This window comes from Bacillus halotolerans, assembly GCF_001517105.1.
In the GTDB taxonomy this organism is placed as follows: domain Bacteria; phylum Bacillota; class Bacilli; order Bacillales; family Bacillaceae; genus Bacillus; species Bacillus halotolerans.
The window spans coordinates 139,853-152,697 of sequence record NZ_LPVF01000012.1; the positions used below are offsets into that span (position 1 = coordinate 139,853).

Sequence of the window (12,845 nt, forward strand, 5' to 3'; positions counted from 1 at the left end):
CGTTTACTTTACCGTAGCACCCGTTGATTTCGCAGCATAGATGTTTACCTTTCCGAACTGATCCGTCTTGATCGTATATACATCAGTTTGTGGGTTCGCAAGGACTTCGTACTTCAGACCGCCGAACTTCTTAGGACGCAATGAGCCGCATTCGTTCCCTTTAACCGGCGCTTTATTGGTCGGATAGATGCGCCATGAATCGGCAGAAGCCGGAAGATATACGTATTTCTTACCGCTGGATGACCGCTTAGAAGAGCCGCCTTTAAGCTTCAGCACCTGACCGACGGAGATTTTATTCGCGTTTTTGATGCCGTTATACGATTGAAGCTTCTCCATACTTACGCCTGTTTTTTGCGCGATTTCGGACAGTGTGTCGCCTTTCTTAACGGTATATGTCGAGCCGGAAGTCTTAGGCGCTGAAGATGACGGTTTAGACGTTTTACCGCCGAGCGCTTTAAGTTCCGCCGCGATGGCCGCTTTTACCGATTCCCAACGTCCTTCAGCAAGGACACGGTGCGGACAATACTTACCGGACCAATCCTGATGCTTACGGACGCGATCAACGCCCCAGCCGCGCTCTTTTAGTAATTGCGCGATAAATTTAATCGCAAGCTTTTCGGCCGCTTTATACTTGGCACCGCCGGACTTCGAATAGCAAACCTCTACGCCGATGGACGTACGGTTTCCGGAATTTACACCGCTACCGTCTCCGCAATGGAATGCGTTACGGTTCGTCGGAATCCCTTGTACGACTTCCTTATCGTCCACCGCGAAATGAAAGCTTGTTGCACTTGTGTTTCCGATCATATACGAAACCTCATTCGCTGCCGGTGCGTCATTCCACGTATTATGGAACGTAATGTACTTCGCGTTCATGGAATACGGACATTTTAATTCGACCTTACTTTCCGCCACCAAATTCTTACGTACTGAAATCGCCATTTTATCGTCTCCTTTCGAAATTAAAAAAGCCCGCCGGGACTCTCACCTGACGGGCGTACTTCGTTTATTTACGTAAAAAGCGCGATACCTACCGTAAGTAACATCCCTACTACGGTCAGCATCACGCCCCATACCCATTTCGTATTTGCTTTCATATCCGCTATATCTGCGCGATTCTCTTTCGCCATCGCTAAAGCTTCGTCAGATTTTTCGTCAGCCCGCTCAGCTTTCGTTTTGACTTCGTTAAAGAAATCGACTTTCGTATCTATGCGTACAAGCCATTCGCGAATGTCCGCAATCCTATCGTTGAGCTCGTTGTTACTCGGCTCCGGCATCGGGCCGCCTCCTTTTCGTTATTTACTCAGCCCCAGCAGATCCGTCAGTAGCCTCAGAAGGCTCTTCGCTGGGAGGCGTGTTGGGATCATACGGTTCTCCGGTAATTTCTTCGTATTGTTCCGGTGTGATGCGACCGACCGCAACAACATCATAAACTTGTTTTTTCGTCCAACGACCTGTTTCATAAAACCCCTTGATGTACGTGAACCAATCTATCACATTACGCCCCTCCCATCGCAATTAGATAGTATAGATCTGCGACCTGTTGAGACAGGACTTCTATTTCGCTCGGCTTCGGCGCAGGCGGTTTCACACTGTCGATATATTCTTGCGTTGCCGACTCAATCCAAACGCCTTTTTTCGGATCATACTTCGGATCGTAAAGCCCAGCGGGAATTAAAGCTGTTGTACAATTAGGCGGCAGTTCCTCGCCTTCCTCCGTATTTATTTCGATATCGGCTTCACCGTCATATTTGAAATTATCATCATAGAAAAGGACGTGCATATTCATCGCCTCCATTACCATAGTGGAATTCCGATGTTAAATGAGACTCGCGACACGCTTGAGTTATCGTTTGCCGTCATACCATCGTATCTTAAATCGCCATCAGTCGTTAGGGAGAATCGAGCAGTTCCGTAAGATCCGATCGTCGGTACAACAAAGTCGACCAACTGCGTCGGTTTATTCGTGAATTTCGCGACAGATGTTCCGACAGCAGGAAGTGTTCCAAATGACCCCCGTAACCATAGAACGTTATTGCTGACGGAGAATTTGAACGGATAAACCGAATCCTGTTTCGCTCCGTTTATAAGGGTTACGTTATTCCATATCGGCGATAAGTCAGACGAAGTTAAAACGCGACGCCACCCTTGCCATCCTGTGTCCATATTTAAATAATTCGTAAACATGTTATTTTGCCAATCAACCGCTATAACGTAGCCAAACGTACCTAACCCATTACTATCGGTTGCAGTCATATGAAAAAATCCTCGTGTAGAGTTGGCAGAAGGTGCGTTTGTTGCCTTACCTGTGGAATAAAAAGTGCCGAACCGTCTCCCGCTCTGAGTAATCTTCGTATAAAAATCGTCAGTGTCACCCGCCGAGACAAGAACGTTTCCGACATCATTCGTTATTTTAAGTAACTGACTACCGTTCCACTTTGTTCGCTCATCAGCCGTAATATGCCGCACGTTATCTCCAACATGAGTATCAAAATCCGTCTTTGCCGCCTGTTTTACGTTATCAACGTTACCTAGGCCGACTTGCGCTTTCGTAACCTTATGCGGATTGTCCGTTTTAACTGCGTGCAGGTCCGTATAAGCTTTCGCGTTGGCTTCCGCGGTGGACGCCTTCTCTTGGGCACCGGTCTTTGTTTCGATGTTCTCGAATTCATCAAACTTCGTTTTTATTTCGTTGAGAGTCTGGTTGATCTCATCCGTAGTTTTGTGGATGTCCGTCTTCAGGTCTTCGAAATCTTCAATATAGTATTCCGCAAGTGGAGCGATATTGGCATCGATGAGAGCCTTATCGATCTCGAACGAAAATTTATGAACGCTTAGACTCTGTCCGTTGTCATAATTAACGTAAAGCTCTGCCGTTACCGTTCCGGCGTGCTTAATTTGATCGTCGGTAAGGACGTAAAAAAGAACGCCCTCAAAAGCGTCCTCGACTTCCGTATTAACGTAAAACTCGCTGCCGTCCGCCATCCGCATGAATAGCTTACCGTGTGTTGCGTTTGAGATCGGCAAAGGTTCGCCGTCCTTCTTCAGCTTAAACGTTATTTTTGCCGTCCCGATATCCTGTGTGCTGTATTGAATACCAGTAGTTATTTTCCGTTTGGTTGAGGCGGTAATTTCAAACGACTGTTCCGCATCGTTATAAATCATTATCGAACCTCCTAGTGCTGCGGCGTAACGATCATTTGCGCTACGCCATAGCCTTTTTCTGCGTCATAAGGCGTTTTTATTTTCATGACCGTTCCATATCCGTTTGATTCCGCTTTAGTTGCGATTCCATCGATAGCAGTCACGCTATCGCCTACCGAAACCGTAGAGTCGATACGAACGAGTACCTGACCGATTAGTCCGATCACGTGCCATTCGTCTCTTTCTTCGCGAGGCGTATACTCAACCGTCGGATCGTAGTCCGGATTTTCTGCCGGCACCGTAACGAGACGTTCATCTTCGTAAATTTCACGATAAATAAGCTCGCCAAATTCATCTCGCAAATAACGGTCGTTCCAATAAAACGCAGCCCCACCGAGAACAAGCCCGGCCGTTTTTGATACGACGCCGAGAATTTTATCGCCCGTATTAGCTTTACGAATCTTATCGCCTTCCAACGTTACGAGATACGAAGCATCGATTTTTTGTCCGTCGTTTGATTCGAAATATTCTCCGAAGTCTTGTAGATTCGAAGCACTTTCGATTGCGCCCGTAGCTCGAACTCTTCCGCCCATCGCGTCAAGCTCGATTTTCTTGTTCGCCTCCGACGGATCTCCGTCTCCGTGACCTAAACCGACAGTGTATTCTTTCGTGTTTACTACGTTTTTAGACGCGATCACTGCCGAAGAACCGCTCTCGCCTTTCGTATGTGAATTCCACGAATACAAAACGCCGTTCCGTGAGCCTTCCGTTGTTGCGCCGCCTGCGACACCCGCGATAAAGTTCCGTTCACCTTTTGCGATGATCGTCCCTGATCCGGCGATGATAGCGCTTGTGTCCGTTAGAGGAGAACCGGAGGAAGCCGCCGCTCTAAATCCGCCTTTCAGGTTGTTCGGAACCACCTTGTACTTTTGTCCGGCTAATACTGCTGCGTCTGTATAACCCACCGCACGAACCGCAATAATAGTGGCTTGGTTGTTCGGAGAAGTGATCCCGGCTGTTCCGCCTCTAGTATGAACAATACCGTTACTCAACGTAACGTAATAGACGCCGCCTCCGATTCCAATACCTATAGGCGCAGAATCATGAATCGTAAAGTTCGAAATGTATATATCGTCTGTTCGCTGATCCCCGCCGTAAATATGAACGTCTGACCCTGCTGTCGCGAATCCGTACATCTGCAAGCCGTTGACATTTATCTTCCGGCTCTTATACTGAAACGCGATTATATCCGTACCTTTATAATCATATGTCGGATCGCCAATTGCCCGGAAATTTGAAATCATAACGCGTTGGTAGGCTGAGATTACAAGGGCTTTCGGCGCTAGACCGGCATACAAATTGTTGTAAATCGGTTCGCGCGCTGTGCAATCAACTAGAGTAACGTCTCTCGCCGTCTCACTCCACGGTTCTGCCGCTAAGTGGTGGCCGATGTGCCGCAAGTCGAACGCCCGAATGTCGTGGTAAGATTCGTGTCCGCGAATATGGACGTTTTGAGAAGCCGGCCAAGCTGCGTGTGCTTTCACCTCGACGCCCCTTACGTTTCCTTCGGTATAACAATCGACAACCCATACGTTTTTAGATCCGTCATCTATTTCGATGCCGTTAGAGTTTGATTTCCCTGTCGCGTGCGCCTTACCGCTAGGATTCGTCATAATACAATTCGAAATAAAAATGTACTCGCTATAATGCGTAGAGATCCCGTCATCTCCGTATCCAGAGCCAACGCAACGATCGAACCAAATGTATCGGCAGCCTTGTTGCGTATAATCCGTTGCGCTGATATCGTAAGTTGGCGCTGAAGCATCGAAACTATGAAGCCCCGGATTAATACTTTCCACTTCGCGCACGATGCCGAACTTAACCTGTGCGAGTGTTAAACCGCTCGAGTGTAAGCCACCCGTTGCCCCGACGCCACCTTGACGATTCGGGTTCCAGTCCAACGTCATGCCTTCAACGGTAATATTTCGGTTGCCGCCGGCATGGTCCGCGTTAGTGACCACCCATTCGCTAGCCGGCGTGTCTTCGTGGAGCTTCAACGTTGTAACTCCGATTCCTTGGCCGACCATATAAGTCCACGACGGCAATTTAACGCCCTTTACGATATACGTGCCCGCAGATAAATTAACACGGACTTTACCAGTACCGATCGCCCTCTGAAACGCTTCTGTACTATCGTTAACGCCAGTCGGATCTGCTCCGAAGTCATCAACGTTAACCGTCCGTTTGATTTTCTGCAGAAGCTTAAGGTACTCCCGGTCAAGTCGTTCTTTTAATAACGGAAATACTTCACCGTCAGTTCCTACGCGCGAATCTACGACTTCTTTTACGTTAGTTCCATCCGCGTTAAGAATCAAATTTTTCATGCGGTTATAAAGACTATCTACGTATGTGCGCAAAGAAAAACCGCCATGGTCGATTTGATCCGACGTGTGGGCGGTTTCTGCGTTCTTATGTGCGGTAATCTCGTTGTATGAGCCTTTAATATCATCCGCAATATCATCGAGGTTTTGGTTGTGGTTATTACGAAAAACACGATCCCATCCCGATCCCGCTTTTCTGTACGGATATTTCGGCATTCTATTCCTCCTCGTTATTTATTTTCTAGCGCTGTTAGCCGTTGGTTTATGGATTCCAGTTGTTGCGGTAATGTGGAGATATCAACGGTTTCGGTACCGACATTTATGTGTTTTAATTTCGTAAAGTCCGCTGCGCTCATGAGGCCATTATTTGTTTCAGAAGCCAGCGCAATAGATACCTGGCCGTCTGGACCTAAAACGATGCTGGCTAGTTTCGTAAAGTCCGCCGAACTCATTAATCCGTCAGTCGTTGCGCTCGCAAGCGAATATCGCGGTATCTGAGACGGATCATATCCGGTCTCGAATTGCGTATATTGACCAATCGTTACAGCGCTGCTTTTTATCTTTCCGGTGGTACCATCGATAACCTTTCCGATTACCTTTTTAGTTCGGTTAAACTCGGAAACGATGTCGGTTGAGCTTTTCGTGAGCGTTCCGAGTGTATATTTCGGAGACTTACTAGGGTCCGAATAATCCTCTTTTTCGGTCACGCGAAGCTGAACGTCTATACCGAAAGGATCGAGAATACACCAAACGTAGTCTCCTTTGCGGATGTCCTGAATACCCATTTCGAGGAGCTCAACGTAAGTTAACGTAATAGAGATATCTATACGATCGTATAATTCGCTTTTTATTCGCTCAAGTAGATCCGCTTTAATAGTGTAACGATCATCCCGCACCGGATCAGCGTGCCTTATACCGAGAACAGACGCTAGTGGACTTGTATACTCCGCTTCTATTCCCTTACCGAAACCCCGGATATAGGTTTTTATGTCGCTCGTATCGATTTCCTGTTGCGGATCTTGAACGTTAAATTTATACCGAATTTGATTATCGGTAACGCGTGCGATTTCTTTCGCGACAAATATCACGTTTTGTACGCATTCGAATTCTGCTCCGAATTTCTCGACGATATCTTCCAGCAGTGAGAGCGAATTATCATCGCCGAAATTCTCGATAGTTACCGACGTCGGAAGCCCGGTCGTATCAACGCTATAGGCGTAAGCGGTACCGGATAATGCGATCTCTAACGCAGCCTCTGGACGATATGCCTTTTCGCCTTTTTGTGTATCGTAGATATAGTTATCGCGCAAATCTATAAACATCTTATGAACCGCAGTAGCTTCGATTTTAATAGATTCGCCGATGGGCTTAGTATTAAGCTTCTTTATAACGTAAAGTTCCGACTTGTATTCGAATATATTGTCGGTCTTAACTAAAGCAACTGCATGTTCGTTTACGTTAGTCCTTACACCCGAAACGCTTATCGTTTTTTCGTTGTTTATACCGCTGTTTCGAGTTACGCTAAATCCAGCGAGCAATTCAACCGCACCTGTAAGAGAGTGTACGAACAGATCCGTGCTCGCTTCTTCCTCATACGGTAACGTTGTCGGGGTCGCAGGAATTACCGGACTAGTATCACTAGATGCCGTATCATACTGCGTTAGTTTATACGTTGATATAATGCTGTTTAGCTTAGTCGCGTATGATGGATCGGTTGCGTAACCGGCTTTTACTAATGCGGATGTGGCTTTTTTATAGTCGGTCTCACCAACGACGGCTTTGTAATGATTCGGGTCCCAGCTCGTTCCGTTAACGTAAAGCTTGGCGAGGTCCTGCATCGATTCATACCACGAAGGGTACTTCCGAAACTTTGCGTCCACTTGCACGTTTCTGCCGTCGATAACTTCCCACGTCTTCATAATTACGTACTGACCGTTATATTCTCCTTTTACGCCGAAAAGGTTTTTCCCGTTAACTGCGAGGCCGCTAGTTCCGTAGGCACTTTCAAGGCATCCCTGCGCAATAATGAGGCTCGCAAGTATTTTATATTTAACGAAAATCTTCTGCGCGTCCGGGGCGATTTCCTTAATAAAGCTGACGCTACTCATATCGGACCTCCTTTATAAATAATAAAAACGGAAGTCGAATTTTATTTCGAAGCTTCCGCTTGTTCCTGTCATCTTAAAATCGTTCCATCCGGGAGCTAGTCGAATTACTTTTCGATTCGTCTGTCCGAAAACACTTACGTTATTCTTTTTAACTTGGACTCTATTTAATGATAGAACGTCCTTGGCGCCAGTCGTTCCGCTGTACTGAAAAACGTCTCCCATCGTACTGTTTGTAATCGTTAGTTTGCTAGACGCTCCTTTATACGTAATAATCAACGGCAGCTCCCTCGGGTCTATTTCTTCAGTACCCGCATTAAAGATTCGGAAAGTATTAGTTTTGAACGAGTACTTGTAATCTTCATCGGTTAATCCTTCGCCTATTTGCCAGAGATCGGAATCGAAGATAAAAGGGCTTTGCGTAGTCCCTATCGATTCAGAAAACGGTTTAAACGATATGAATGATACATCGAAAAATCCGTATATTCGATTCTGATCGATGGAGTATTCTTGGTTCGTTTTTACAAACCAGCGCTTGCCCGGATTGTAACCATCAGTAATATAAAACGCTTGTCTCGAATCGAATAACGCAAACACTTCATCTCGCATTAGATGATAATCGGTGAGATCCGCCGCTTTCATATAAAAGGAACAGTCGATGATACGAGGACCATAAACTGTTCCTAAATCTACTTCGCCTTGCGCGCCCTCTATACTTTCCGATGAGTGGATAGGCGATGGAGACCTTGGTTTAAATTCTTTAAGCGTTATACCCAACGATTCCAGATCGTAAGTAGTGCCGTTTAATTTCGTTATTGTCAGATTTAACAACCGCTCCATCACCCCTGCATCAGATTTTTAATCGAAATTTTCCGTCCTTGTTCCGCACTTACAACGCGCTCTGTCCTACGACCGATCTCTTCGCTATCCATTACCGTCACAAGCTCGATGTGCATCGGCTGCCCAACGTTCGGCTCCGCAACCGAAGCTTCGAATGCGTGCTTAACCTTCGCCATTTTGCCGCCTGTCAACGCCATCGACGGATTGTACGCATAATCCTGTGCGTCAATCATGGCCGCACTTGCCATTGCATCCGCCGCCGACTGAACCGCTCCGATATTACGTTCAATACCTACCGCTAAGCCTAACGGTAAGAACTTACCGACTTCGTCACGGAATACGCGAGAAGGCGAATGAATGCCGAAGAAGCTTTTGATTCCGTCCGTAATGCTGCCGGCAAAGTCACCGATTTTTCCGAGAATCCAGTCCTTTACGGAGTTGATTCCGTTCCAGAGACCCTTGATCAAATCGACCCCGGCGTCGAATACTTTGCTTACGTTATCGCCGATCGCGCCTGCCAAATCAGTAACGATTTTTACGCCCATTTGCAGGAGCTTAGGCGCAGCTTGGATCAATCCGTTCACAAGCGCAACTAGTAACTTAATTCCGAGATCGATTAATTGCGGCATAAATCGGATGATCGTATCAACTAATCGCGTAAGTAACGTAATTGCTGCCGAAACTAATTGCGGAAGTGCCTGGATCAAACCGTTAACTAGCGCAATGATTAAACGGACGCCCGCATCAATGATTTTCGGTAAATTATCGATCAGCGCTTGGACCAAGCTGACGATTAAGAAAAGCGCCATTTCAATTAATTGCGGAAGCATCGTAATAATTCCGTCGACCAAAGCCGTCAGTATCTGAATGCCCGCTTCGAGTATTAACGGTAGATTCGTCACAATTGCGTTAATGAGCGCCATAATAAGCTGGAGCGCTGCCTCGATTAGTTGCGGAAGAACCTGAATGATTCCGTTAATCAATGCGTTTAGAATCTGGATTCCGGCCTCAATGATCATCGGTAGTAACGTCACGATTGTCGTAATCAACATCGTTAATAATTGCGTTGCCGCCGTAATGATTGCCGGAAGCGCCGTAACAATTCCCTGGATCAGCGACGTAATGATTAAAATTCCCGCGCCAAGAAGCATCGGTAACAACGTTGTGATCGATTGGATCAAAGTCGTTATGACTTGCGTAATTGCCGTTAGAATATTCGGAAGCGCCTGCGTAAATCCCGTTAGAAGGCCCGTTATGATCTGAACGCCAGCCTGCGCTAGTATCGGTAGATTCGTAGTTATCGCGTTTACGACAGAAGTTACGAGGTTAACAAATCCGTTTAGAAACGTCGGCAAGTACGTCTGTAAGCCCTGTTCGATTGCCGGCAGAAATTTAGCGCCCGTTATGATCAAGCCCGGTATGCCGCCGACTAACAATCCGATGATTGTCGGAATGTATTGCGCGATGGAGCTGAAGTCGCCCTGAAACGCTTTATTGACGGCGCTTATCAAATTCGTAATCGCGTTCTGCACGGCCGTTGCGCCTGCGATGATTAACTGGACGACTGATTCCGGAAGAATCTGACGCAACTTATCGGCACCGCTTGCGAAGTCGCCCGTCAGAACCGTTGCTAGTCCGCTAAATAGTGTCTTCAGTGTCGCAAGAGCCGGAGCGAGCTTTGCACCGATTGTGTTCGCCAAGGCTTCTAGCTTAGTCCGGATGGCTTCGTTGTTTTTGATTAACAACGCGATGGCTGCGACTGCCGCGACGATGGCTCCTACTACTAGACCGATATGCGCGATGATAAGAAGAAGCGTCGAACTTGTAACACCCAACGCCGCTGCAACCCCGCCAAAGGCAGCTACCAATGTACCGACTGCGGACACTACTGCACCTATAAATATTAAAACAACGCCCAACCCTGTGCCAAAGAGAGCGATAACCGCTATCGCCGCTCCAGCATACGCTACAAACTTCTGCATCCCTGGCGAGAGTTTATTAAACCCATCGACTAGAGACTGCGCAATACTAACGAGTTTAGACAGCGCTGGCAGTAACGCATTACCGACGGAGATTTGTGCCGTTTCAAACGCACCGCTAAGCTCCTCGATCTGGCCCTTGAGGTTGTTCATCTTCTCCGCCGCAACTTCTGCCGCAGTGACTTTCGACATTTCCTTCCACATTTCTTTGGCGCCTTTAGAGCCTTCTTTCATCATGATGTTTGCCGCCCGGATAGCGTCAGTCCCGAACATTGTCTTAAGTGCCGCCTGTTGTTGTTGCGACGTAAGTCCTTTAAGTTTTTCACGCAGAACTTCCGACATTTCAGCGAAAGACTTAACGTTACCTTCTGCGTCATAGAATGCGTTTGATCCGTCTTCAGTAATGAGCCCCAAATCCGCCATCGTGTTATATGCGGCTTCAGAACTTGGTGTTAAATTTAACAGCATCGTTTTGAGCGACGTACCGGCATCCGAACCTTTAAGTCCGTTTTGCGCGAATATAGCAAGCGCTGTAGACGTATCTTTGAACGACAACCCGACGCCTGAAGCAACCGCCGATACCATAGATAGGCCGTACTTTAATTCGTGAACGTCCGTCGCTGATGCGTTAGCCGCACCCGCAAGCATATTCGCCGCCTGCGTAACTGAAAGGCCGTCTTTCTTAAATGCATTCAGCGCTGTCGATGCGATTTCCGCCGCTTCTCCGAGATCTAATTCGCCGGCAACCGCTAAGTCGAGCGCTCCTGCAAGACCGCCACCCATGATATCCTCTAACGAAACGCCGGCTTTAATAAGTTCCTCGATCCCCTGTCCGGCTTCTAACGAGCTGAATTTCGTCTTCGCGCCCATATCGATTGCTAAGTCCGTAAGTTTTTCCATCGTATCACCGGTTGCGCCAGATACCGCCTTAACGTTAGACATCTGCGCCTCGAAGTCCATCGCTTTATTAACTGCCGATCCTAACCCAGCACCTACGCCTGCCGCGACTGCCCCGAATCCTAGCGCAATAGATTGGCCCATATTCTGAAGCTGCGAACCGAAGTCTCTAAGCGAGCTCTGCGATCGTTGCAATTCCGTAGTTAGGTTGGAAATATCGGCGCCAATCCGGACGATAATCGATTGATCCGCCATATAGCCCCTCCTTCCTTATTTGATGTCAAATTGCGATAGCCATTCGGAGGCCTGCTGCTGCTTTGCAATAACTTCTTGCGGGATATCGACCTCATCATCCGCAGTCTTGGGCCGCTTGAATAAATCAGATTGCTTAATGCTTTTCTTAGCTGAACGAACTTTTCCGATCATCATCGCGAGTGAAGCCAAGTCGTCATATTGATCGAACTTCTTGTCTTGCTGCGCTTGGATTAAGATGTGATACTCCCGCGGTGTTAGAGCGTAGACTTCGTCAGGCTTTAACGATAAGTACCGCCAGGCCTCGCCAAGTACTTGATCTATTCCAAAATCCCCGCCAGCATTTCCGCCGCTTTCGGATCTTTCTTCAGAAGCTTTTCCGCTGTTTTCTTGTAGAAAAAACTGTTCGATACGACCTCGTTCGTGATTTTAAGAATCGTATCCATGTCGAGTACTTCTTTCTCGACTCCTTCTTCGATAGCTGACCGAACCTTAGAAATCGAAATATTCTTTTCGGTGTGAAAAAGCCCCGCATGCACAACGTGTACAAACGTCTCCAAATCCCCGACAAGTGCTTTACCGATTAATTCGAATGAGCCGCCTTTGTATAAACCATCAAGGTGTTTAACGCTCTTGAACGTTAGCTTTAATTCGTACTCTTCTCCTTCAATTTCAAAACGTGCCATATAATCGTCTCCTTCTCGTTTTTTATTCGTTAAGTAAAAAAAGACACCGCGATTAAGCGATGCCTTAAGGTGCTATCGTACCTGTATCTCCACTAGCTGGCGCAGATGAAGACGGTGCCCCTGCCGGAATTTCCGTGAGAGTTTCCTCCGTAACGTCTCCGTTCAATGATCCTTCAAGTGAATACGTTGCGAAATCTCCGTTTCCGAATTCGCGTTCAAACGAAGAAATCATATACATACCGCTTTCCGCTTCTTTAGTCCGTGTATCAATCTCGTAGATTTTGACGAATTCTTTATTTCTGATTTTCTTTTTCATAGCCTTAATAAACGGATCGCCTTCTGTAATAACGCCCTCAAGCGAGACTGATTGCGTTACCTTTCCGTAGTCACTTCCGGTTTTATCTTTCGTATCCAAGTCGATCGAGTCAGCTTCGATACTAGTTGTTCCGCTCGTTTGGTTAAACGGACGGATCATCTTTTCGCCCGCATCCGTTTCGATTACCGCTGCATATAAAATCTCTTCTCCGCGATATTCTACCGCCAAATTAAATCCCCCTTTTG

General features: G+C 47.0%; 12 protein-coding genes. All 12 read right to left on the reverse strand.

What is annotated here, in order from left to right:
* Nucleotides 1-3 precede the first annotated feature (3 nt).
* Nucleotides 4-942: an N-acetylmuramoyl-L-alanine amidase gene (locus AU387_RS15915; protein WP_059336161.1), complete on the reverse strand. Its 939-nt coding sequence runs from the start codon at nucleotides 940-942 to the stop codon at nucleotides 4-6.
* A 68-nt stretch (nucleotides 943-1,010) separates the two neighbouring features.
* Nucleotides 1,011-1,277, reverse strand: coding sequence for a hemolysin XhlA family protein (locus AU387_RS15920; RefSeq protein WP_059336162.1), 267 nt, complete (start codon nucleotides 1,275-1,277; stop codon nucleotides 1,011-1,013).
* A 22-nt stretch (nucleotides 1,278-1,299) separates the two neighbouring features.
* Entirely contained in the window at nucleotides 1,300-1,497 is a 198-nt protein-coding gene (locus AU387_RS15925) for an XkdX family protein (RefSeq protein WP_082687932.1), read from the reverse strand.
* Nucleotide 1,498: 1 nt separating this feature from the next.
* Nucleotides 1,499-1,783, reverse strand: a complete 285-nt coding sequence (locus AU387_RS15930; RefSeq protein WP_041056737.1) for a hypothetical protein — start codon at nucleotides 1,781-1,783, stop codon at nucleotides 1,499-1,501.
* A gap of 14 nt (nucleotides 1,784-1,797) precedes the next feature.
* Nucleotides 1,798-3,165, reverse strand: coding sequence for a phage baseplate upper protein (locus tag AU387_RS15935; protein WP_063623065.1), 1,368 nt, complete (start codon nucleotides 3,163-3,165; stop codon nucleotides 1,798-1,800).
* 11 nt (nucleotides 3,166-3,176) lie between these two features.
* The gene (locus AU387_RS15940) at nucleotides 3,177-5,741 is read right to left on the reverse strand and encodes a peptidase G2 autoproteolytic cleavage domain-containing protein (protein WP_059336163.1); all 2,565 of its coding nucleotides are present in this window, start codon (nucleotides 5,739-5,741) and stop codon (nucleotides 3,177-3,179) included.
* A 14-nt stretch (nucleotides 5,742-5,755) separates the two neighbouring features.
* The gene (locus tag AU387_RS15945) at nucleotides 5,756-7,633 is read right to left on the reverse strand and encodes a phage tail protein (protein WP_232460791.1); all 1,878 of its coding nucleotides are present in this window, start codon (nucleotides 7,631-7,633) and stop codon (nucleotides 5,756-5,758) included.
* Nucleotides 7,634-7,645: 12 nt separating this feature from the next.
* Nucleotides 7,646-8,470, reverse strand: a complete 825-nt coding sequence (locus AU387_RS15950; RefSeq protein ID WP_059336164.1) for a phage tail family protein — start codon at nucleotides 8,468-8,470, stop codon at nucleotides 7,646-7,648.
* On the reverse strand, nucleotides 8,470-11,601 hold the full coding sequence (locus AU387_RS15955) for a phage tail tape measure protein (RefSeq protein WP_059336165.1): 3,132 nt from the start codon (nucleotides 11,599-11,601) through the stop codon (nucleotides 8,470-8,472). Before AU387_RS15955 ends, AU387_RS15950 begins: the two co-directional genes overlap by 1 nt.
* A gap of 15 nt (nucleotides 11,602-11,616) precedes the next feature.
* Entirely contained in the window at nucleotides 11,617-11,775 is a 159-nt protein-coding gene (locus AU387_RS22120) for a hypothetical protein (RefSeq protein ID WP_232460792.1), read from the reverse strand.
* A 143-nt stretch (nucleotides 11,776-11,918) separates the two neighbouring features.
* Nucleotides 11,919-12,284 carry a tail assembly chaperone gene (locus tag AU387_RS15960; protein ID WP_059336166.1) on the reverse strand — a complete coding sequence of 122 codons (366 nt, stop codon included), beginning with the start codon at nucleotides 12,282-12,284 and terminating at the stop codon, nucleotides 11,919-11,921.
* A gap of 64 nt (nucleotides 12,285-12,348) precedes the next feature.
* On the reverse strand, nucleotides 12,349-12,828 hold the full coding sequence (locus AU387_RS15965) for a phage major tail protein, TP901-1 family (protein WP_059336167.1): 480 nt from the start codon (nucleotides 12,826-12,828) through the stop codon (nucleotides 12,349-12,351).
* Between the last annotated feature and the right edge of the window lie 17 nt (nucleotides 12,829-12,845).

Coding starts and splice junctions, on each gene's coding strand:
- AU387_RS15915 (WP_059336161.1), bottom strand. CDS start 942: ATGGCGATTTCAGTACGTAAGAATTTGGTGGCGGAAAGTAAGGTCGAA.
- AU387_RS15920 (WP_059336162.1), bottom strand. CDS start 1,277: ATGCCGGAGCCGAGTAACAACGAGCTCAACGATAGGATTGCGGACATT.
- AU387_RS15930 (WP_041056737.1), bottom strand. CDS start 1,783: ATGCACGTCCTTTTCTATGATGATAATTTCAAATATGACGGTGAAGCC.
- AU387_RS15935 (WP_063623065.1), bottom strand. CDS start 3,165: ATGATTTATAACGATGCGGAACAGTCGTTTGAAATTACCGCCTCAACC.
- AU387_RS15940 (WP_059336163.1), bottom strand. CDS start 5,741: ATGCCGAAATATCCGTACAGAAAAGCGGGATCGGGATGGGATCGTGTT.
- AU387_RS15945 (WP_232460791.1), bottom strand. CDS start 7,633: ATGAGTAGCGTCAGCTTTATTAAGGAAATCGCCCCGGACGCGCAGAAG.
- AU387_RS15950 (WP_059336164.1), bottom strand. CDS start 8,470: ATGGAGCGGTTGTTAAATCTGACAATAACGAAATTAAACGGCACTACT.
- AU387_RS15955 (WP_059336165.1), bottom strand. CDS start 11,601: ATGGCGGATCAATCGATTATCGTCCGGATTGGCGCCGATATTTCCAAC.
- AU387_RS22120 (WP_232460792.1), bottom strand. CDS start 11,775: ATGATGATCGGAAAAGTTCGTTCAGCTAAGAAAAGCATTAAGCAATCT.
- AU387_RS15960 (WP_059336166.1), bottom strand. CDS start 12,284: ATGGCACGTTTTGAAATTGAAGGAGAAGAGTACGAATTAAAGCTAACG.